The organism is Flavobacterium sp. 102, from assembly GCF_003634615.1.
Classification (GTDB): domain Bacteria; phylum Bacteroidota; class Bacteroidia; order Flavobacteriales; family Flavobacteriaceae; genus Flavobacterium.
The window spans coordinates 3,080,926-3,102,114 of sequence record NZ_RBKX01000001.1; the positions used below are offsets into that span (position 1 = coordinate 3,080,926).

Below are 21,189 nucleotides of genomic sequence, written 5' to 3' on the forward strand. Positions count from 1 at the left end.
CATGATGATAGCTGAAGAATTTATAAATAATTTAAAAAGAGATAAAGCTAGAGGAAGTCTTGCTCCTCATCAGATAATTTTGTTAATATCACTTTTTAGAATTTATAACAAAAACGAAAAAAAAATTACTGATATTTTAATTTTGAACAATGAATTTCAGGAGGTATGGTATAATTTTAAAAGTGAGTTTAAATCAACTAACAATAAATTAGGTTTACCTCTAAAAGCTTTTGTGAACAAAGGGTATTTAACAATTGGAACTAATGATCAAATATTTGATTTTAGAAATCTTTCAGAACTTGAATCTAAAATTTCTAAATTAGAAATGCAAGACATTTTAATTGCATTATTTAAAGTAGATAAAATTGAAGATTATCTGATTAGTAGAATTAAAAAATGAAAAATTCTGAAAAATGGTTAACCTCTACAGAAACAAAATCCCTTCTAAAAATAAGTGATTGTAAACTAATGCACTTACGAATAAAAGGTAAAATTGAATTTAAAAAAGAGGGAAAATCATTTTATTACTTAGTTTCTAAATAACAAAACTCTTAACATAACCTATAGCTTCGTCTAAGGTATCGAAAGCCACATTAGCAGATTCTTGGCAAATAGAAAAATACCTCTTAAAAACTTCATCATGTTCAGAGCGTTCGTCTACAAGAATAATTAATTTATTCATTGCTTTAGCATACCCAATCTCTAAAGCTAAACCATATCCTGATGGATTATCTCTAGACATATAACCAAATAAAATATCACATTTTTCAACATGATATAAGTCCCATGATGTGTACTTTTCAACATCATTTAAATCATGTTTTTGAGGGTTAAAACAGATAAAATCAGAACCTAATTTCTCAATTACAATATCATGCCATCCACCTTTAAATCCTCCCGCTAAATATATCTTTGTTTTCATTTTCTATAAATTTGAAAAAGGAATTCGCATTGCCTTAGGGAAAAAAAAGCGTTTAGAGTTTCCTAACAATGGTACTGAAATTAACATACTTAAATAAATATATTTATACTGAATATCATCTTTGAGTAATTCAATAGAAGTAAATAATTGGATTAGATAAATGAAAAGGACTAACATAAATATAGTTGAAACATGATCGAAAATTGATGACCTAAACATAAAAGTATAAATAGTCTCAGATTGTGTTGGATTCTTAGACATTAAGATATTTCTAACTTCATTAATTTCCATTGTATCTATTGTTGGGTATTCAACCTTCAATTTTGCAATAGCTGCCTCATAAAGTTTGGAATTCTTAAATTGTTCTTTCCATTCTTCACTATGTCGCTTTTTAAAAAATCGTGTTATAAAATTATCTCGACTATAATTTAAATAAATAATAAACTTAATCAATCTATCTTGCAAATAAATCTTATATTTTGTAAAACTATATACTAAATAACCTAAAACATAAGAAACTATAACAACTAAACTAGTTCCAAAAACCTCCCAATCAATTAAAAAATCATCATACTCAAACTCTCTTTTATCAAGGCAAAAATTAAACACAATTAATAAAAATGCCCCAGGAATTAAATAACCGATAATATCCCAAACAAACTCTTTCAATGATTCCATCATTTTTTCCATGATTTACCTTTTAAATAAAACAACTAGCACAGCCCTCCCCTTCAGACAGCAAGATTTCATCTTGCCAGCTAGTAGAAGTTTTGGCGTTTTGTTTGTTACGATTCATTCTTATATAATGTTCTCTCTTAATAGCATTAACACGCTCCGGTTTTTTCAATTCCCCTAGCGGCTCTTCCATCCAGGTATACCCTTCCTTTTCATAAACTATCGCAGCCTCATACAATTCAGGGTGTTGCTCAAGTAACCATACCCATTCTATTTTTTGTTGGTAAAAACAAAAGAAACAACCGGAGCGACTACGAGCATAGGTGCCATGTTTGAGTTCTCCATCAATTTCAACAGTGTATGCTATAGGTTTATAGTAAGCAGGTATTCCTACGCCACTCTCATCTAAAATTTTAAAGACATCATCTATCCCCAGGTTCTCATCATTGTCAATCAACGAAAACGAATCCAATTTACCCACAGGATAATCAGTCGTTTTAAGCCACTCAAAAACCACTCGATTAAACAGTTTCACATCAGCATCCAATAAGGCATTCAACTTTTGTTTCAAAGTATAACGCATAGAAATAGGTTGAGAAACATAATTCAAAATCAACTCAAGGTTGATGGGACCTAACTCAGTATACTTGACAACTATAAAGTCCAAGTTAGTATTGGCCAAAAACTTCTTAACCACATCTTCACTCCAAATATTTTTTCTAAAAGGAAAGATAGACTGTATGTTTTCTCGCTTCGAGATATAACCTTCACGATTTTCATCACCTCTAATACCAACATAAGAAATTGTTGGAGTATCCCCTATTTCATTTTCAAAAGGCTCCAGTTTCATTTTACCGGTACACCACCTTGCAGTAGCCGAAGGCAAATAACCACCATACATCGCTAAGAAATGATCAAACGGGTTTTTTTCCGGTGAATTAACTTCATCAATTGATTTATACAGTTTAATGTTTTTACCCAGTACAGAATTCAACTTCCCAATCAAATCATAGGTCTCAGTCAATTCTTTACCGGTATCACAAGTATAGTATTCAACATCAATATCTGAATGTTTTTGGCTCATATAAATAGCCAAAGCAGCACTATCTTTACCACCGGATATGCCTAAAACATGTTTTATTTCACTCATCACTACTATAGATTAGTATTCATTTCTAATGACAATAATTCAAAAAGCAATTGCTTACGCTTATCAGTATCTAAAATAATTAATTTTTCAGTCAGTTCTTTTTTGACACCCGAATAAGCGCCATTCACTTTGGAGTCAATCACTATTCTTTCTTTTATCAAATCGCCACGCTCAGAGACAAATTCAAAAGAAACCAATTTATCACTACTGAGCTTATTAAACTCATGGATTGCCGAAGATTTAATCAACCCGGTCATAAATGCTTTAATATTGTTCATCAACAACACCTCTTCTTCATCAATCATTTTATCAATAGACTTGCCCAAAGCCACATCAGCAATCGACTTTAACCAAGAAACCCTATCATCTAAAGGCGAAAATACCCGCTTAAAAAAGATGCCTTGTTCGGTACTTAATAAACTTGAATCAATACTTCTTAGTTTATTAGTGATATTGTTTTTATAAGCAATAAAGTCCTGCCCTTTGCTGTCGATGGATTCTAATATAGTGCGTTCAACCCTGTCAATCAATCCATCGTAACAGCTTCTCAATTCACGAATAGCATCTTGAATATGAAGAGTATAATTTTTCAAAACTTCTTCATCATCCTTAATGGAAAGACTATGAAATCCTAGCGCAGCCGGAAACTGATTAAATAAGGCATCTTCTGGGTCTTTAGCGGTCTTAATAGCTTCCCGTAGTTTTATAGCTTTATCTGATAATTTTTTGGTATTAATCGTATAGTCGTTTAAACTTCGGTAAAAACGCAAGAAATTGCCAAAGATGGATAAAAAGGTGCTTTGAGTACCCTTACCTTCCTCACTTACATTAACCATCTCTTTATAGCCTTCCAATAAATTAATATTCAACCCGGTTACATCATAGCTTTTTATCGAATAGTTGTGAGCGGATTTATGAATCATATCCAATACATCCTCAGAAATGTAAGGTACGAAACCATTAGTCTCATGAAACAAAGCATAATCCTCTTTTTTGATAATCAAAAATAAAGGTATCCAAAACTCAACAAATCCCTTTTTCAATTTGAAAGGTTTCGTTTTAAGCACTTCATAAAGCTCCCCTAAATTTCTTTTAGAAGATTTAGCAGAGGCTAGAAAAGCATTACAGGTAGTCCACAAGGGAGTAAAAGTACCTTCAAGCGGCGGTGCATATTGATAAACACCATCTACTTCTCGATGTATTGTTGATTGCTTCAGCAAACTCAAATAAATAGATTTTTCAGGAGGAAATCTACTAACTTCAAAACCCAATAAAGCATCATTTTCAAATTCCAGCACTTTACGCATCAAGAATTTACGCGCCGTATTAATCTGAGGACTAAGATTTTCCCGATTAAACAACTCATTTTTTAATATAGGAGCATCACCAAATTCTCGGTCGCAAATTTCAGACAACAGGCTGTTCAGTTCTTTGCGGGATTGCACAGTTCTGGAACCGCCATTATAGAACCATAAATTCTCTTTGGCATCATTATAAAGGTTTTGCAATACAAGCCAATGTAATTTATTTACATGATGCTGCAATTCTTCGTTAAGTAGCTTTAAGGCATTTACATCCCTAACAAACTTGTTTAACAGAAGCTTATATTTATTGATAGTGAATATCTCATTATAAATTGCATCCGAATTTTTATAAAGCACAAAGAGATTAGTCTGCGATTCCGAAGAGATTCTCTTAACATCTTTGCCTTTAATTTTCGAATTAAAGATAAGATTGATATACCCATCAATAGCGCCTTCGGCATAACGTATATCGTTCAAATCATTCAAAATCCGATATTCAAAATACCTAGGGGTTCCGGTTAAAAAAGAATGACGTTTTGCATTTTCAACTGGAAACGTTATCAACCTCCCTAGTTCTTCGGATATCGAAAAATTAGCATCAATCTCCTTGGTGATATTAGTCAACTCCTGCTCTATATCAATATCAGTCCCTTCTAAAAAGTTAAGCTTATGACTGTGCTTGTAAAATCTTATAATACCTGATTGCTCAAGTTTTTCAATAGAATCCCTGATAAAATCAGAGGAATAAGAAGTCGTAAGAGAGAGGTAAATGGAGGCAAACTCTTTGTCAAATTTCCCACCGGCTTTACCAAAAATAGTAACCAAACAAATAGTCTTAATAATTTCGGCAGCTACTGCATAATCGTCAGTAAAGTACAACTCTGCGCGCTCTAGTGCCCTCATAGAAGACAACCACTGTGGTCGGTGTGGATTACTATAATTTTGTATATCACTCGAAAGAGTCTGAATCAAATAATCATAAACAGCGGTTACATTAAAAAAAGGATTCGCTATTGTATCTTTTAACGCTTCAAACTCATTCAGAAACGAAAACAAAGACCTTTCATTTTGTCCATAACGTTGAAGTGATTGTACTAGCATATTAGCAGACAGCCAATCAAGCGGATACAACCTCTCGGTAAGATTACCGTGTCCACTTTGAGTGAAGGCTACCAAATGTGATTTTGAAATGGCGTCATTTAATGAAGCAAAATCTTTCTTTAAGGTTGCAGCTATACTGATTTTCTCAAGTTGCTTACTGGCAAAAAACAATAACTGCTCAACAGGTTCATTAAACAATAGCTCAACAAACCTTCCTTTAATTTTTTCCCATTCCTGTCTATCAACAAGATCTAACGACGAGGAATAAGAAATAAAATTTTGATGAAGTGTGATGATAAAATAAGCGTTTTTATCAAGGTCATTGGCCCATTCAGAAACTAACTGTAAAAGATACAAATCATTGCTCTTCTTGTTTTTATTGATATGCTCTAGGAATTTTCCAAACTCATCAATTAAGATGACAAAGCCATTCTTTTTTTTATCAGCAGCAACCCTGCGTTTTTCAAGCGCATCAATAATATCTCTTGAGGACGAAACAGTGTCAAGCCCTAAGGCTTTCTGAAAGGCAAAGGTCAAACTCGTAGCATCACCTATAAGCTTTAAAATTTGATACGATTGGTATCTTTCATTGGCTTTAGTGCTGAAATAAATTTTCTTTTTCAGAAGATTCTTTTCAAGAGCCCATAAAAAAGTAGACTTACCGGTACCATAATTACCTATAATCGTAAAAGACCTATTAGCACTGTTCTCACTACTAAAAATTCGTTCAAATATCTTAGTGGCATTAGGAGTCACTACATAATTCAAATCCTTACTTTGATCGCGTACGATGTTGGTGGATATATTAAACTCCATAATAATTTTGCAATAATCTTAATTTAAAATCTTCATTCTCAATTTTCAATTGAAGCTGTCGGGTTCCGGCATCCTCATTGTAAATAAACTCAGGATACTTAGAACGCAGCCTATCAATTACAACCTCAAGTCCTTCATTCGTTAAAACAAAATAAGACCCCAAAGTATCCCTGATATCTTTAAAGTTGACAGCAGCATCATTTCCAAACAAATCAACCAAACAATACCCAAAAATCTCACTAGGAAAAGTCACCCTATCCTCTTTATTCAACTTATAAGTAGTAAGACCATTTCCTCTGTTAACCGCTGAAATTAGATTCAATTCAATCAAGGGAGAATTAAAATCATCCTCCAAGGATTTAGCAGTTCTGATACCGGAAAAATAACTTTGTGTAAAGACCTTAAAATCAGACTGCAAGGTACTCTCGCTTGTTTCTCGATTACTGGTCTCAGCAATTTTTAATTTAAGAAAATTTAAAATTTGCCTTTCATCAAACTCACTGCTAATACGTTCCCTTGCATAATCCGTAAAAATCAATTTAAAAATACTGGCTTCCTGCTGTTTACAAAGAAGATACTGCAATAGCCACAACGTGCCCTCGTCTTCTAAATACTTATCAAAACCACCATTTTGCACAAAAAGTATATCAGCGATTTCTGTTAGGTGTTTTTCATTATTAATAAGTCCGAAAGCCTTCATCCAATATTGAATAGCTTGAACCATATTTTTACCAACCCCTAAATTCAAGATAGATTCTTCGAGATTATGAAATCCATTAAGTTCTTGATTATTAATAAGTTCTACACCTTTCAACAACCACTGTTGTCGACAATGAAAGGTATCATGACCCGAAAATTTTAATGTATGCATTGATTTTATTTAATACTGCAATTTAGCTAATTGGGTAAAGTTCTCCAATAAAAGGCAAGAATATTTTTAAAAACATATGAACATTTTAATAAACAATTCAAAATGCTAAATATCAATGTATTATATAATTTTTTTATTAAAAAATCATTCAACTAAGGATATTTAGTTTATCTGCTTAGATGAAAGAAGATTTTTAGAATAAGAAAGCTTCATAAAAAATAATTGTGGTAGAGCGAATATTGCAATATTTCAATTATTTAGTTTAAATACCTTATAATCAATAATAAAGACTACCTTCGTAGCTTAATAATCATTTTTATGAACGAAGGAACCATTAAATTTTACAATGAAGCCAAAGGCTTCGGATTTATTACGCCAAGCAATGGCGGAGCAGACTTATTTGTACATGCAACCGGTCTTAACGGCCAAGTGCGTGAAAACGACAAAGTGTCTTATGAGGTAACGGACGGTCAAAAAGGGCCAACCGCAACCAATGTAAACGTTATCTAAGATATATATTTACCAGTGTTTGTTAAAAAGCCAATCCTTCTGATTGGCTTTTTTTTTGTTTAGATAGTATCCGGGCTATACGAAGTACTCCTACCACTTCTTTCTTGTTCTGTTTAAATACAGCTTTACAAAACATTTTGCATGAATTTTTAATAAAAATATATGCAATTACATATTATTTCGTAACTTTGTTTCATGAATAAGTTAGAGGAATTAAAAAAACATTTAAAACGGGGTAAAGTATACCGTCGGGCTGATTTGTCCAAGTGGTCAAAATCAGTTGACCGTCACCTTGAGGAATTGGTTCAGGAAGGAACCTTGCAAAAGCTTTCACAGGGTGTATACTTTTATCCGGAGTTAACCGTCTTTGGAGAAGCACCTCCCGAAGAGGAAGTATTGGTACGCTCATTCCTCAAAGACACACGTTTCTTGCTTACTTCCTTTAATGCTTACAATGCTTTAGGTGTTGGAACCACACAGCTTTACAACACCAAAACCGTGTACAACCACAAGCGCCATGGTGAGTTTAAGCTCGGTGGAGTGACTTTTACTTTTAAAAGAAAGCCTCATTTCCCTCTTAAAGCTACGCCTGAATTCCTATTGGTAGACTTACTGAATAACCTGGACCAACTTGCAGAAGACCCAAACGAAGTAGTATCAAGAGTGTGTTTCAAGGCAAAAACAATGGATGCGAAAAAATTAAGAAATTCACTCCGCGACTACGGTAGCATCAAAGCAAAAAAACTGTTGGAACCGGTTCTATCCGCATAATATGTCTCACTACTTACACAACCATAAGGATTTCCGGGCACTGCTGCGCATTGTCGGAGCCGAATTGAATATCGAACCTGGTCTGGTCGAAAAAGACTATTGGATTATGCATGTCTTGTACGGACTAAAAAAACAAGGATATCAATTTGAACTCAAAGGAGGTACTTCCCTATCCAAAGGATACGGAATCATACACCGCTTTTCTGAGGATATCGACATCCATATCAAGCCACCGGCAGAAATGGCAATAAATGAAAATCCTAACAACAATAACCCAAATAACATTCAAAAAAGAAAAGGTTTTTATGATGGACTGGCTAAGGATATAAAAATTGACGGAGTCATATCAGTTATACGGGACGAAGCTTTTGACGACCCAAAACAATACCGCAGCGGTGGCATAAGATTACATTATGAAAGCAGTTCTGATGCTGTTGAGGGTGTCAAGGAAGGAATTTTACTGGAAGTAGGATTTGATACAGTAACACCAAACAACCCCATAACGATATCATCTTGGGCCTATGATAAGGCCGTAGAACAAAAAGTAGATATAATTGACAATCGGGCGGTTGACATCGCCTGTTACCATATTGGCTACACCTTTGTCGAAAAATTGCAGACAATAGCAACCAAATTCAGGCAGGAACAGGAAGATGGAGAAGAGCGCCAAAATTTGATGCGCCAGTACTACGATGTATACGGTTTACTTGGTGACCAGCAGGTACAGCAGTTCATTGATACAAACGAATATCAGGAACACAAAATCGCACGTTTTCCACCCAAAGACTACGAGACCCCTATTACCGAAAACGAAGCTTTCTTACTGAACAACCCGGAATTGAGGGAACGATTTAAGGAGCGCTATAAAAAGACTGCCGCACTATATTATAAAGGCCAGCCCGATTTTAATGAAATGATTACCGAGATTGGCAAATGGGTCGGAAAGCTATAGTTCAGTATGCATTGAATACATCAAAAAAGCTAATTAATTTCAATATAAAAAATGGTCATGAACATTCTCAATATTTTTATTATTAGTTTAAATTCCTAATAATCAATAATAAAGACTACCTTCGCCGCTTAACAATCATTTATGAACGAAGGAACCATTAAATTTTACAATGAAGCCAAAGGCTTCGGATTTATTACGCCAAGCAATGGCGGAGCAGACTTATTTGTACATGCAACCGGTCTTAATGGCCAAGTGCGTGAAAACGACAAAGTGTCTTATGAGGTATCAAACGGCCAAAAAGGACCAACCGCAACCAATGTAAACGTTATCTAAGATATATATTTACCAGTGTTTGTTAAAAAGCCAATCCTTCTGATTGGCTTTTTTTGGTTTAAATAGGGCTTATTTTCGGTTATTAAATCCGTTTAGAAACTGAACTTTGTGGTAATGCAGCGTTTGAACCCGCCCTCATAGGATTAGTGCAGCAAAATCCCGTAGAAACAAAACCAAAGCAATCCACGAGACGAGCAAAGCGAGCGGCTTGGGTTGCAGGGCTGAGCGTTAAGAAAATGCCCGGTAGGCATTTTTAGCGAAAGAGCCAGGCGGCGCGATGGGATTCAAGCATGATTTTCAAAAACTCTGGCTTTCAATTAATCTTTATCAGCAGGCCCAATTGAATTAACAATTTTTAAAAAGCGACTGTAAAAATTTTGGTAATACACTCCGCCAAACAAACTTAAGAAAACAATTGAAATAGGCTTTAGAGATATATTCTCATTGGTCAATAAAACGGGCAAGGCATAAGAAATTCCTAATATAATAATACCTATAAGACCGCCTTGAATAGGAATAAGCAATAGGTTGACGGTAGCAGTTATCTTTTTTTTACTTTGAATCGTATCATTGACGATTTTAGCAATCGATCCTATAATACCAAAGCAAATAGAAGTAATAAGAAAACTTAAAACAGTGGGTAAGGCAAGGATATAAGGATAAATAGCTTCTATAGCGGTCTGCTCATCTACTATATTCTGCATCCCAACTACAATATCCTGTTTATTACTTTCCGTAACCTTTGTGGCTTTGAGGTCTTCATAGGTTTGATCGTTTTGCAAAATCAGAAATCCACCTGTCCCAAAGTAGAGAGCCAAAAATAATACAAGCGTTAAAGTGACGGTTTTAATCATAATTTCAGTTTTTTAAAAGAATACACATTGTTGGGTGTTTGTCAATCGATCCATTTGTTCTCGGGTTGTAGCCGAATGCGCCGCATTATGGTTTTTACAGTAAAAACGGGCAACGACAGCAGTATCAGAAAAAACAAGTTTAAGGTCTTTATAATCTTGAGCAACTAAAGTAAAATTGGCATAACCAATGTTACTAATTTCAACTTTTGAATTTTTAGCTACCTTTATCTCAAAATGACCATTAAAATCGCTAACAGTTCCCTGTAGTTTTCCCGGAACAGATATTGTCACACCGGGCAATACTTTGCCTAAGTCGTCAACTATAATACCTTTTAAGGTTATAATTTGCTGCTGTTGCTGTGCTTGTTGTAGCTGTTCCAAAGGTTCTTTTAATACAACATCACCAGCGGCAGTACTTTGATTTTTAGCGGTCATTTTTTTTGAAGCACAAGAAATCATGAAAGCCGAAAAAAAGACTAGGGCTATTCTAATGGCTAAATTTTTATTCATTTTTTAATGGTTTAAAAGATTTATTACTGGAAAATCACATGGTTTTCAATGGTGGCAACACACTATTTACTAATTTTTTAACAGATTAAAACGGTATCATTAAAATCGTCCTCTGGAGATACCATTTCCTTTATCTGTTCCTGATAAGCGTGACCTGTTGTGTGCAATTGGATAGCTTTAGTATAGAATTGCACCTGCAAAACGCTTCTCCTTTTTTATTTCAAAAGGATTATTGGAGAACTCAAAATAAAACCGCAGCTGAATTGCGATGTTCTTAATAAATGATTTTGAAACGGTCAACAGTTTTGCCATTTCGATTTTTTTGCTGAATGTTTTATTGTTAATTTCCTATCTTAACTGTTACTTTTTCTGGTTCTTCGTTCAAAATTAATAGTTGTTATAAACGATGAATAAAATGACATAGAATATGTCATGGCCTTAATTTCCGGTCACAGAACGGTTAAACAAACGGTTAAATATTCTCGTATCCAGCGTAATACCGATAAACTGCCCCCATTTCCATACCTCTTCGGTTCTTATATCAGCTTGTGTACCGGCAAAAGCGGTGCTACCCAATTCAAAATTTCGATCGCTCAATTGAGTCACCTTACCATAATGCCAACCGGCACAAATACTGCCGCCTCTGGCAAATTCAAAAGTAAGACCTGCAAAAAAATTCTCCTGCAAATTCCCCTTAAGTGAAACCCCAAAAGTTGGGTTTATTCTGGTAATCAAATTGGGCTCTTTCAGCACATCCCTACCTCTGGTTAATGGATCTCCTTGAAGATATTTCATTGTCGACCACCAATACCAAATAACATTAAAGGTTATTAAAGTGCGATTTGTATTATTGAAACGCTGAATAGTATTTAATCCCGATGAATCAGCCAAGGGCACAACATCAAAAGTTGGGTTTTCTAAATTACTGCTGACATAAGAAACACCAATGGCCACATGATACAATGGGTTAATATGAATGGTAAAAGTGCTGACAGTAGCGCCATCTTTTTTAACATTAAACACCACATTACTACTCGTATAGGGCCCCTTGATAAATTCTCTGATTGTATATTTAATAGGCTCATCAACGTTTCCGCTTTGAACATTATTGGTTATGGCGTCGGCAGGACGAAAAGCAAGATCCGTTGGAGCATATTCAGCATCATTGTCATCAATACTGTAATCATCATACTTAACTTCGGGCACAACCACCAAAAAAATAACCTCATCATCTTGGTCAAGGTTTACAGGCTTACGACCAATAATGTTACCGTAGGGATCAACGCAGATATAGGCCTTATCTGAATTTGGAAAATACCTTTTTCCTCCTTTAATAATATCCAAAGCGCCACCACTATTTTGGCTAACAAATTGTCTCCAATTATCATATTTAGCTGATTCGCTCTTTTCTTGGTCTTTGTCCGGATCTTTATCATCAACAGGAGCAACAAATTCCTTACCGATATCAGCAAAAACAGTCGCAGCTCTGCCTCCTGCAACAGGTGGAGTAACTTCAATCTTCAGAATTTTTATGGCAGCATCAGTTCCAAGATAAGTATAACGACTGCCAGTTTTGGTAATTTGAGTAGCAACATTGGTTATATCGCTCTCTACTCCGGCTGCAGTTACAGTGCTAATCTTTAATACATGGTTATTGGGTAAACCCGAGGCATCGATAATCAAGCCGCGTTTAACTTCCACTTCTTTCTTTAATTGGTTAGAATCCAAATCAGTAAAATTGGCTCCTACTTTTTTAGAGATAACAACAGTAGTGCCGTCGTCACGTAAAAAAAGGGTTTGACCAAATGTGGTAGAGTAAAATAGTAAAGTTACCAGCAAACTCAAAGCTCTAAAGTTTTGTAAATAATTTTTCATCATTATAAAATTGAAAGGTTAAAAAAATCTGCAACAGAAGAATACGGGATAACAAAAGAACATCGAACACCATCACCCCCAACTATGATTCCGATAGGTTCTCCGGAGGAAGTAAAAACCAAAGAACCTGAATCACCGGTTTTAGAAAAAGGCTCCGTACTAACACTATGAACAAAAATAATATTGTCAAGATCTTTAAAATCCTTCTTAGTTTTACTGCCGTAATTCAGAGTTACGGGCTTCCCTACCGCAGAAAGATGCCCCTTAATCCTTTTATAGCCTCTTGTCCTACTGATAATATATACTTCTTTGTAATCCGTATAATTTTCTTCATCTAAATAAATATTGGAATGTTGAATGGTGATTTGACCCGGTAATTTTGTCTCATAACTGATAGCATCTGAAACTTCAACAATAGCAATGTCTAATTCTTCGTTCTTACTTGCTTCCAAAATTGTTCCCACTATATCACCACCTACAGTAATGACATCATCGTTACCATTCGACACAAAAAGATCCCAATCGTGACTTTTGTGCTTAACCGCATGATAACAAGTAACAAATACAACTTTACCTTGCTGCAAACAAAAACAACCTGCACTTCCATAATCCTTTGTAGTCATAGCTCCGTTCTTAACCCCGGAAGATGGTCCAAAAGCTCCTTGAATTTCAGAATTACAAGTTTGAACTTCAACTTTGTAACTAAAGCCTACTAAGTCAGTGTTTTTAAATTTAATTTTCTCAGGTGCTTGGTAACTGGGGTCATTTAGATAAAGAGTTATAAGTTTGCGCTGATGATCAATCTCGTCATAGGATATGGCCGGTACAGCTTTTACAAAATCTTTAACCTCCTTATTTATTGCCTTAATTTTACTAATTTCTTCCTGTCTTTTTTTCTTATCATCCTCCATTTTGGCAAGATGCTCCCTGGCTTGCTGTGTTAAAGATGTTTCATTTTCAGTCAGCGCATTTTTTATATAGTCATTAATTTGATTAATACGAATATTACTAATTGCAGTTATGAAATAAGGAAACGCTTCGTCATGCGTAACATATTTTTGGTAAACACCACTTAAGGCAAAGTAATTTTGTCCTTCAATTAATAAAAGTTCAGCTGTGCGGCGATAATTTTGCCATTTCTCTCTGAATTTATAAGATTGTCTCAAAGCATTAAAAATAGCCAAAGCAACACTCAAGATAGTAGCCCAAATAAGATGATTGGGTGTATCCTCTGAAACAGTATCGTTTGCTGAGGAATAATTGATAAATACGGGAACTAAAGCACTCAAAACGATGACAATAACATTTGATATATCTTGAAATAAAAGATTCCTGTTAGCCAAGGTTTCCATTAACCTCAAATTCAAAATATAATTGGACACCAATTGGTCTTTTTTATAAGGATCCAAAGAAAGCTTCTTAATGGCGTCAACATATAATTCGATCCTTTTACGTAACATTTGTTTTGTTTTGTCTGCCATCCGAATTAATTTTATAAATAAAACATTGTAAAAAAATAAACAAAAAAGCCGAATATTTCCATGCAACTACTACCCTTCAAAGAAGGTATGCTGTCAACTGGAAATTATCGGCTTGTAGTGGTATTTCCCGATAAAGTACTACCTTAAATTTAACAATTAACTGATTAACAGCTATTTATTATCACTTAAAATTACTATTTTAATCGTTAAAAAACAAAAAAAATCGTCAAACGGCTCTTTTACGAAAACGAATCCAACGGTAATCCCCTCAAAGACAATAACCAATAGCTTCTCTCCTCCCTTTTTTTGTCATCCTAAGCCCAGTCGAAGGGCCTTTTCCCTTTTCCCTTTTCCCTTTTTTGTCACCCTAAGCTTAGTCTAAGAGCCTCTGCCCTTTCTTTGTCACCCTGAGCGCAGTCGAAGGGCCTTTTCCCTTTTCCCTTTTCCCTTTTCCCCCCAACCATAATTCCAACAAAAACACAAATACATCCTCAACCCACAACTTACAACTTACAACCTACAACTTACAACTCACAACCCACAACGCTACTCAATTCTCGAATCCGGCAAACAAACACTTGCAAATCACACCAATCTCAAATAGTTTTACACTGTAGCTGTAAAACCATCCGCCATGAAACCATTCGCCAAAACCCTTTTTGCAGAATTAAACCAACAACTCCAATCCATTCATACAGAATCCAACAAACCAAAACAATACTGCAAACCTGCGATAAAAGCAATAATCGAGGCACTGCAAAAACTAAAGAACGCTACTAAGGAATACGAGTTCAAATCCCCTGAAGATGAAATTGAATTCTTCAAAACCATCAAACCCAAGTTCACCGCCAAACTCATCTACTACAACAAAATATACCATATAGAAACCGGCAAAACCAGAGTCGCTAAAAAGCACTACCAAAAAGAGCTAAAAAAACTAAACAAGTTCCATCATCAAAATAGGGAGTTCTGCCAATACCTAAAAACCCAAAACACCTGCTTAGACCATCTATATTTCCTGAGAGACAGCTTCGAGTTCCGTCTAACAGTTAAAAACAACTACTTACATACTGATGATAACTTTTCAACCGCCTTCGACGAGAAAGTAGCCCAACTCAAAGCCAACAAAGCCCTCAAAAAATACCTCACAGCAAAACTAAAAAAGAACAAAAAAGGCCAACCCAAAAAGCAAAGCAACCTACAATGGACCGCTCCCAAAGTAGCCCTAATCGAATTATTATATGCCCTCCACGCCACCCAACCCTTCAACAACGGCAACACCTCCCTACACGAAATCGCCCAAACATTCGAAACCCTATTCAACATAAAACTCGGTCAATACCACCGCTCCTTCTACGAACTCTGCGCCCGAAAAACCATCGAACCCACCCACTTCCTTAACACCCTCAAAGAAAACCTAACCACCCGTATCCACGAGGTCGACCAAAAATAATGGGCAGCCATTGGGCAGCCATTTATAATATTCTTAGAAAGTAATTCTCAGCTCTTTTGAGCAGGGGTTAAAACCGCCCTCATAGAATTAATGTAGCACCCGAGCCAAAGGCGAACTGAGCGAAGCTAAAACAACGAAGAATCGAGAGGCAGCACTCCACGAGTTGAGCCGAAACGGCGAACGGCTTGGGGTGCGGAACGAGATTCGAGGTAGTTTTCAAGTTAAGGCTATGTAGGCTTGATCTTTTTTGTTTCTTTTTTCTATCAAGAAAAGAAAAGAAAAGAAAACGCTAATAATGGCCACCCAACGGGCAGCCATTTATTCTCATAAATTAAAGATTCTTTTCGGTAAGCACAGTTTCCCTTCGCACTTATAGAATTTGCGTTACAAAACAACGAAAACACGACACTAAGTAACCCTCATAGACGAGGAGATTTGATATTAAGAGGAGGACTGCCAGTGGCAGTCAGGTACTATGCCGCCTTGATTTTTTGGTTCGTTTTGTATCAAGACAAAATGAACAAATTAGTAATTCTCCACTATCCCCGTAACCAACCCCAATAACCGAAACAAATAATGGCCACCCAACGGGCAGCCATTTATTTATCGCTAAGCAGAGGTCAAAACCGGCCTCAAATAAAAAGCGTAAAAAAACAATGAAGACATGAATTGGCAGAGTTGCACAAGTCGAGCGCAAAGCGCGAGCGGCTTGGGACGCATTTGATATTAAGAGGAGGACTGCCAGTGGCAGTCAGGTACTATGCAGCCTTGATCTTTTTTGTTTCTTTTTTCTATCAAGACAAAATGAACAAATTAGTAATTCTCCACTATCCCCGTAACCAACCCCAATAACCGAAACAAATAATGGCCACCCATTAGGCAGCCATTTATTTATCGCTAAGCAGAGGTCAAAACCGGCCTCAAATAAAAAGCGTAAAAAAACAATGAAGACATGAAGTGGCAGCGTTGCACAAGTCGAGCGCAAAGCGCGAGCGGCTTGGGACGCATTTGATATTAAGAGGAGGACTGCCAGTGGCAGTCAGGTACTATGCCGCCTTGATTTTTTGGTTCGTTTTGTATCAAGACAAAATGAACAAATTAGTAATTCTCCACTATCCCCGTAACAAACCCCAATAACCGAAACAAATAATGGCCACCCAACAGGCAGCCATTTATTTATCGGTAAGCAGAGGTCAAAACCGGCCTCAAATAAAAAGCGTAAAAAAACAATGAAGACATGAAGTGGCAGCGTTGCACAAGTCGAGCGCAAAGCGCGAGCGGCTTGGGACGCATTTGATATTAAGAGGAGGACTGCCAGTGGCAGTCAGGTACTATGCCGCCTTGATCTTTTTTGTTTCTTTTTTCTATCAAGAGAAAAAAGAAAAGAAAAGAAAACGCTAATAATGGCCACCCAACGGGCAGCCATTTATTCTCATAAATTAAAGATTCTTTTCGGTAAGCACACTTTCCCTTCGCCCTCATAGAATTTGCGTCGCACCCGAGCCAAAGGCGAACTGAGCGAAGCTAAAACAACGAAGAATCGAGAGGCAGCACTCCACGAGTTGAGCCGAAACGGAGAACGGCTTGAGGTGCATTTGATATTAAGAGGTTTGATATTAAGAGGAGACCCGAGACCGTAGGTCGAACTGTATGTAGCGATAGCGGAATAAATGTCCAGTGGACATTCGGTTTCCGGTGGCAGTCAGGTACAAAAGTCTTTAGACTTTTCAAAAACCGTAGTACCTTAGCTCCTCAGTACCTTAGAACCTTTCGTAACTATTGTCCTTCCCGTAAAGGCGGGAACTACCTATTCTCCACGATCCCCGTAATCAACCCCCTCATTACCGCCTCTTCAACACCCTCATCAGCACCATCTATTGCAGCGGCTATATTCCCAACCAAATACTGCCATTCAGGGTCTTTATTCTTTTTAGGCTTTTTCTTCTTGGCATAAGCAGTATGCCTCGCTATCGAAGTAGTAGTAAGTATAACCCGCTTATCCTTCTCAGTCCAAAGAGTGTCCTTTAAAACGTCACTTTCATAGGCAGCGACAAAATCATAAATCACACTATAATCTTCTTCGTATTGATAAAGAAAGAAGAACGAATCAGTAAAATCAGCCAAGCTGACCTTAGCACTGGGAGTATCAAGACTGGCATCAATAATGTCAGTCATACAACTGTCAACATGCGTTAAAATATACAACACCCGATCCTCAGCGGTCAACACATAAGGCGTGTCCTTGGTCAAGGCATTAAACGAAGCATTGCTGTTAGCAATAGTCGTAGTCGTGGTCACTATGCCGTTAAAAGTCAAGGGCTGAAAATCGGCATAATAGTAAGTCAGCAACAATTCATGGTGAATTTGTCCGGCATCATCATACGGATTCGCAGCATTTCTAGCCGGTAAATCATACGCTAAATCAACAGACCGAGACAAAGTACCATCGGTAGCTGTACTTTCTGAAGACGGATTGGTAGGTTCACTACAAGAGATAAAAAATAGAAATAAGATTAAACAAAAGTTAAAAAATTTCATGATGTTAATGTTTTTAAATGAGACTGTTTTTTCAGTTCATTTCGCCCGGGGTACTTAGAACAACTCTTGGGTTTACACGTTATAAACCCAGTTGAATTCGAGGCAAAACTATCGGGCTGTTACCTGGCAAACAAACCCTCTCATTCTCTATTCAAGAATTAAAAATGTGCAATTCTCGAATCAAACACACCTCCATTAAACCCAAACCTCAAATAATCAATCCTTTGAACCAAATTCATTTTAACACAACACTTATTAATTCTTAAACACCTATCATACGAAGTATTTTAGTAATTTAGCTACATTTTTAAGAATTGTTCAACCTTTAAGAGATGCTATCATTTCAACACAAAACCACCAATACTATAGTTCCAATCTTGATGATTGTACTAATGATACAATACAGTAAAGCGCAAAACAATACCATTATTAAGCCATACGAACTCTCACAAAAAGACTATAAATATTTAAGCGAAGCGACCAATAGTAAAGACTCACTCCTATCCGGAATTTATGCCCAATCGTGGTTAGCCAAAGCCAAAGCGGAAAAGAACTGGAAGCAAATGGCACTCGCTTACAGAGCCATCATGTACAAAGCCGACAAAAATGAGCTGATGAAATATGCAGACAGCCTCCTTTTTGCAGCCAAGCATACCACCGATAAGGGCATCATCGGAACAGCTTACCTTACCAAAGGCATCATGCATTACAAACAAAAAGAACACGCAAAGGCACTAGACAACTATCTTCTTGCCGACCAATACCTTTCACAAACCTCCGACCACTATGCTATTTATAAAGTCAAATATGGTATAGCCAACACCAAATACTATTTGGGGTTCTATGAGGAAGCCATATCGCTGTTCAAGGAGTGTATAAGTTACTATGAAGAAGAAAATGATTTGGCTTACTTGACCTCGCTGCACGCCATTGGGCTGTGCTACACCAAAATCAAAAAGTACGATTTGAGTTCCTACTATAACAAATTGGGATTAGAAAAAAGTAAGGAATACCAAAACCTCGAAATGATACCCTATTTCAATCATTCCGAAGGCATCAACCAATACTTCACAAAGAACTACCAAACCGCCATTAGCAGTCTTCAAAAAACAGTACCGGAAATCCATAAAAAGAAAGACTTCGCCAACGAAACCGTAGCCTGGTTCTACATCGGAAAAAGTTACTGGGACTTAAAAAAGCAAAAGAAGGCTATTCCCTATTTCATCAAAGTAGACAAAGCCTACACAGACCACCAATACACCCGCCCCGACCTAAGAGAAAATTACGAGTTGCTAATTGACTATTACACCAAACAACAAAAACCCGAATTACAATTAAAATACATTAATCGGCTACTAGAGGTTGACAGCACCCTTAACCACAATTACAAATACCTTTCCAATAAAGTTCACAAAGAATACGACACAAAAAAGCTATTAGTGGCCAAAGAAGCAATAGAACAATCACTGATATCTTATAGAAAAATAGGAGGAATAACCATAGCTATTTTAGTTATAGCAATAGCGCTATTGTACAGACACCATCTAAACAAGCAAAAGCGCATGAAACAAAAATTCGACGAATTCATAAAGGAACAAACCATAAAATTCCAACCACCACCACAATTCCCTCAGGAAAACTGCGATGACCTTAACCCGCAATTGGTAGAAACCATCCTCAAAAACCTCGAAGAATTCGAAACAAACCACAAATACATCGAAAAAGACATGAGCCTGTCCAAACTGGCAGCACACCTAAAAACCAACAAAAGATACGCTTACAAAGTGATACTAACCCACCGTGGCAAAAAAACCATCGAATACATAACCGACCTAAAAATAAACTACATCTTAAACCTCCTAAAAACACAAAACAAATACCGCAACTATACCAACAAAGCCCTCGGCGAAGAAGCAGGCTTCGGCTCAACCCAAATCTTCACCAAAGCCTTCAACAAAAAAATGGGCATGTCACCCACCTTTTTCATTCGGGAACTAAAAAAATCCCAACAGGAGTTTTGATAGCAAACGAGAAAGCATATGAAAAAATTTAACCTAATAAAACCATAAACAATTGAATGCACATTGTCACCCTGTCCCGATAGCTATCGGGAGTCGAAGGGCACAACCCACAACTTATATTCAGAACTCCTCACTATTTCCTTCTTCCGTCTGTCATTCCCGAGAAGGCGGGAACCCATAACTTTTTACCTTTAACCTCTAACTTTAGTGCCTCAGCGCCTTAGACCCTAACTAAACAACTCATCCCTTTCTCTGCCCAAACTCAGTCCGCAACGCCGAAAAATCCTGTCTGATACCTTGCAATATATCCTGCACACTCATTACACCTAAATCATCCTTCTCAAATTCCTGCGTGGCTATGCTACAGGCATAACGCCAAATTTCCAATACATCTGAAAATGAGACTTCATAAGGCTCATAAATAGGATTGTCAGAGTGTGCCATGACACCATCTTTGCCTTTTATATACAACCTTTTATAGGACATGCCGTTGTTTTTAGTGATTAGAATATAAGTTTTCCCATCAACAATATCACTAATGCGTTCTACATACTCACCAACTACAAATGAGCCTTCCTTGTGTGGAGGCATCGAATCACCGGTAACCGGAAAGGCACGATACTTTCCCTTGGTCAAGAAGGGTAGCGAAATGCGTTGCAGGCTCTCAATAAACTCAGGATCACCATAACCGGCCAAGTAACCGGCTTGAGCTTTGGCACCAACAATCTCAATTCTGTTTTCACCATCACTGTCAACCGTAATCGGAAGTAAGATTCGGTTTTCTTCCAATTGAATTAAATTCTCATAAGGCACCCGCCGGATATCAAAAGACAACAATAAATCAATACTAACATGAAAGTACCTGGAAATCTTTTGCAGACAATCCAATGGCGGGTCAGTAGTTCCTTCATATTTGGCATATCGTTCCCGCGGAATTCGCAATTCATCCGCTATTTTTTGTTGTGTCATACCACTTTTGACACGCAGGTACCTTAGGTTATCAGAAAATATAGACATGTGATTATGTGAATTTAATTCACAACAAATATAAT

At 36.6% G+C, this 21,189-nt stretch carries 19 protein-coding genes; 7 read left to right on the forward strand and 12 right to left on the reverse strand.

What is annotated here, in order from left to right; genetic code table 11:
• Position 1: 1 nt before the first annotated feature.
• Positions 2-400, forward strand: coding sequence for a hypothetical protein (locus tag C8C84_RS13580; RefSeq protein WP_121314159.1), 399 nt, complete (start codon positions 2-4; stop codon positions 398-400).
• Between the two features lie 135 nt (positions 401-535).
• Here C8C84_RS13580 and C8C84_RS13585 read toward each other — a convergent pair whose 3' ends face one another.
• From C8C84_RS13585 to C8C84_RS13605, 5 genes are read right to left on the reverse strand one after another with little or no spacing between them, the layout of a single operon-like run.
• Complete coding sequence (locus C8C84_RS13585; protein ID WP_121314160.1) at positions 536-922, reverse strand: nucleoside 2-deoxyribosyltransferase domain-containing protein; 387 nt, start codon at positions 920-922, stop codon at positions 536-538.
• 3 nt (positions 923-925) lie between these two features.
• A complete protein-coding gene (locus C8C84_RS13590) occupies positions 926-1,612 on the reverse strand; it encodes a hypothetical protein (protein WP_121314161.1) in 687 nt (228 codons plus the stop codon).
• Between the two features lie 10 nt (positions 1,613-1,622).
• Positions 1,623-2,747: a phosphoadenosine phosphosulfate reductase family protein gene (locus tag C8C84_RS13595; RefSeq protein ID WP_121314162.1), complete on the reverse strand. Its 1,125-nt coding sequence runs from the start codon at positions 2,745-2,747 to the stop codon at positions 1,623-1,625.
• A 5-nt stretch (positions 2,748-2,752) separates the two neighbouring features.
• Positions 2,753-5,968 (reverse strand): ATP-binding protein, encoded by a 3,216-nt coding sequence (locus tag C8C84_RS13600; protein WP_121314163.1) that lies wholly within the window; start codon positions 5,966-5,968, stop codon positions 2,753-2,755.
• A complete protein-coding gene (locus C8C84_RS13605) occupies positions 5,958-6,839 on the reverse strand; it encodes a DUF4007 family protein (RefSeq protein WP_121314164.1) in 882 nt (293 codons plus the stop codon). Before C8C84_RS13605 ends, C8C84_RS13600 begins: the two co-directional genes overlap by 11 nt.
• 318 nt (positions 6,840-7,157) lie before the next feature.
• On the opposite strand from C8C84_RS13605, the gene C8C84_RS13610 reads away from it, so the two are divergent.
• The 4 genes from C8C84_RS13610 to C8C84_RS13625 all read left to right on the forward strand — a co-directional run bounded on the left by C8C84_RS13610 (position 7,158) and on the right by C8C84_RS13625 (position 9,405).
• On the forward strand, positions 7,158-7,349 hold the full coding sequence (locus tag C8C84_RS13610; protein ID WP_121314165.1) for a cold-shock protein: 192 nt from the start codon (positions 7,158-7,160) through the stop codon (positions 7,347-7,349).
• Between the two features lie 195 nt (positions 7,350-7,544).
• Entirely contained in the window at positions 7,545-8,120 is a 576-nt protein-coding gene (locus C8C84_RS13615; RefSeq protein WP_121314166.1) for a DUF6088 family protein, read from the forward strand.
• A 106-nt stretch (positions 8,121-8,226) separates the two neighbouring features.
• Positions 8,227-9,072, forward strand: a complete 846-nt coding sequence (locus C8C84_RS13620; RefSeq protein WP_233549820.1) for a nucleotidyl transferase AbiEii/AbiGii toxin family protein — start codon at positions 8,227-8,229, stop codon at positions 9,070-9,072.
• A gap of 141 nt (positions 9,073-9,213) precedes the next feature.
• Positions 9,214-9,405, forward strand: coding sequence for a cold-shock protein (locus C8C84_RS13625; RefSeq protein ID WP_121314168.1), 192 nt, complete (start codon positions 9,214-9,216; stop codon positions 9,403-9,405).
• A 317-nt stretch (positions 9,406-9,722) separates the two neighbouring features.
• Here C8C84_RS13625 and C8C84_RS13630 read toward each other — a convergent pair whose 3' ends face one another.
• The 5 genes from C8C84_RS13630 to C8C84_RS13645 all read right to left on the reverse strand — a co-directional run bounded on the left by C8C84_RS13630 (position 9,723) and on the right by C8C84_RS13645 (position 14,125).
• Entirely contained in the window at positions 9,723-10,259 is a 537-nt protein-coding gene (locus C8C84_RS13630; RefSeq protein ID WP_121314169.1) for a hypothetical protein, read from the reverse strand.
• 12 nt (positions 10,260-10,271) lie between these two features.
• Positions 10,272-10,769, reverse strand: coding sequence for a carboxypeptidase-like regulatory domain-containing protein (locus C8C84_RS13635; RefSeq protein ID WP_121314170.1), 498 nt, complete (start codon positions 10,767-10,769; stop codon positions 10,272-10,274).
• A gap of 177 nt (positions 10,770-10,946) precedes the next feature.
• Complete coding sequence (locus tag C8C84_RS17230; protein WP_255415816.1) at positions 10,947-11,081, reverse strand: hypothetical protein; 135 nt, start codon at positions 11,079-11,081, stop codon at positions 10,947-10,949.
• A 126-nt stretch (positions 11,082-11,207) separates the two neighbouring features.
• On the reverse strand, positions 11,208-12,647 hold the full coding sequence (locus tag C8C84_RS13640) for a hypothetical protein (protein ID WP_121314171.1): 1,440 nt from the start codon (positions 12,645-12,647) through the stop codon (positions 11,208-11,210).
• Complete coding sequence (locus C8C84_RS13645; RefSeq protein WP_121314172.1) at positions 12,647-14,125, reverse strand: DUF4231 domain-containing protein; 1,479 nt, start codon at positions 14,123-14,125, stop codon at positions 12,647-12,649. Before C8C84_RS13645 ends, C8C84_RS13640 begins: the two co-directional genes overlap by 1 nt.
• 634 nt (positions 14,126-14,759) lie before the next feature.
• On the opposite strand from C8C84_RS13645, the gene C8C84_RS13650 reads away from it, so the two are divergent.
• Complete coding sequence (locus C8C84_RS13650) at positions 14,760-15,578, forward strand: RteC domain-containing protein (protein ID WP_121314173.1); 819 nt, start codon at positions 14,760-14,762, stop codon at positions 15,576-15,578.
• A gap of 1,803 nt (positions 15,579-17,381) precedes the next feature.
• Here C8C84_RS13650 and C8C84_RS13660 read toward each other — a convergent pair.
• Positions 17,382-18,116: a hypothetical protein gene (locus C8C84_RS13660; RefSeq protein ID WP_121314175.1), complete on the reverse strand. Its 735-nt coding sequence runs from the start codon at positions 18,114-18,116 to the stop codon at positions 17,382-17,384.
• 332 nt (positions 18,117-18,448) lie between these two features.
• Between C8C84_RS13660 and C8C84_RS13665 the strand changes: the two genes are divergently transcribed.
• Positions 18,449-20,137, forward strand: a complete 1,689-nt coding sequence (locus C8C84_RS13665; RefSeq protein WP_121314176.1) for a tetratricopeptide repeat protein — start codon at positions 18,449-18,451, stop codon at positions 20,135-20,137.
• A gap of 240 nt (positions 20,138-20,377) precedes the next feature.
• Here C8C84_RS13665 and C8C84_RS13670 read toward each other — a convergent pair whose 3' ends face one another.
• Complete coding sequence (locus tag C8C84_RS13670) at positions 20,378-21,154, reverse strand: LexA family transcriptional regulator (protein WP_121314177.1); 777 nt, start codon at positions 21,152-21,154, stop codon at positions 20,378-20,380.
• Positions 21,155-21,189 lie beyond the last annotated feature (35 nt).

What these genes read in the sequence shown, in the direction of transcription:
- C8C84_RS13580 (WP_121314159.1), top strand. Translation starts at nt 2, where the DNA reads ATGATGATAGCTGAAGAATTTATAAATAATTTAAAAAGAGATAAAGCT.
- C8C84_RS13585 (WP_121314160.1), bottom strand. Translation starts at nt 922, where the DNA reads ATGAAAACAAAGATATATTTAGCGGGAGGATTTAAAGGTGGATGGCAT.
- C8C84_RS13590 (WP_121314161.1), bottom strand. Translation starts at nt 1,612, where the DNA reads ATGGAAAAAATGATGGAATCATTGAAAGAGTTTGTTTGGGATATTATC.
- C8C84_RS13595 (WP_121314162.1), bottom strand. Translation starts at nt 2,747, where the DNA reads ATGAGTGAAATAAAACATGTTTTAGGCATATCCGGTGGTAAAGATAGT.
- C8C84_RS13600 (WP_121314163.1), bottom strand. Translation starts at nt 5,968, where the DNA reads ATGGAGTTTAATATATCCACCAACATCGTACGCGATCAAAGTAAGGAT.
- C8C84_RS13605 (WP_121314164.1), bottom strand. Translation starts at nt 6,839, where the DNA reads ATGCATACATTAAAATTTTCGGGTCATGATACCTTTCATTGTCGACAA.
- C8C84_RS13610 (WP_121314165.1), top strand. Translation starts at nt 7,158, where the DNA reads ATGAACGAAGGAACCATTAAATTTTACAATGAAGCCAAAGGCTTCGGA.
- C8C84_RS13615 (WP_121314166.1), top strand. Translation starts at nt 7,545, where the DNA reads ATGAATAAGTTAGAGGAATTAAAAAAACATTTAAAACGGGGTAAAGTA.
- C8C84_RS13620 (WP_233549820.1), top strand. Translation starts at nt 8,227, where the DNA reads ATGCATGTCTTGTACGGACTAAAAAAACAAGGATATCAATTTGAACTC.
- C8C84_RS13625 (WP_121314168.1), top strand. Translation starts at nt 9,214, where the DNA reads ATGAACGAAGGAACCATTAAATTTTACAATGAAGCCAAAGGCTTCGGA.
- C8C84_RS13630 (WP_121314169.1), bottom strand. Translation starts at nt 10,259, where the DNA reads ATGATTAAAACCGTCACTTTAACGCTTGTATTATTTTTGGCTCTCTAC.
- C8C84_RS13635 (WP_121314170.1), bottom strand. Translation starts at nt 10,769, where the DNA reads ATGAATAAAAATTTAGCCATTAGAATAGCCCTAGTCTTTTTTTCGGCT.
- C8C84_RS17230 (WP_255415816.1), bottom strand. Translation starts at nt 11,081, where the DNA reads ATGGCAAAACTGTTGACCGTTTCAAAATCATTTATTAAGAACATCGCA.
- C8C84_RS13640 (WP_121314171.1), bottom strand. Translation starts at nt 12,647, where the DNA reads ATGATGAAAAATTATTTACAAAACTTTAGAGCTTTGAGTTTGCTGGTA.
- C8C84_RS13645 (WP_121314172.1), bottom strand. Translation starts at nt 14,125, where the DNA reads ATGGCAGACAAAACAAAACAAATGTTACGTAAAAGGATCGAATTATAT.
- C8C84_RS13650 (WP_121314173.1), top strand. Translation starts at nt 14,760, where the DNA reads ATGAAACCATTCGCCAAAACCCTTTTTGCAGAATTAAACCAACAACTC.
- C8C84_RS13660 (WP_121314175.1), bottom strand. Translation starts at nt 18,116, where the DNA reads ATGAAATTTTTTAACTTTTGTTTAATCTTATTTCTATTTTTTATCTCT.
- C8C84_RS13665 (WP_121314176.1), top strand. Translation starts at nt 18,449, where the DNA reads ATGCTATCATTTCAACACAAAACCACCAATACTATAGTTCCAATCTTG.
- C8C84_RS13670 (WP_121314177.1), bottom strand. Translation starts at nt 21,154, where the DNA reads ATGTCTATATTTTCTGATAACCTAAGGTACCTGCGTGTCAAAAGTGGT.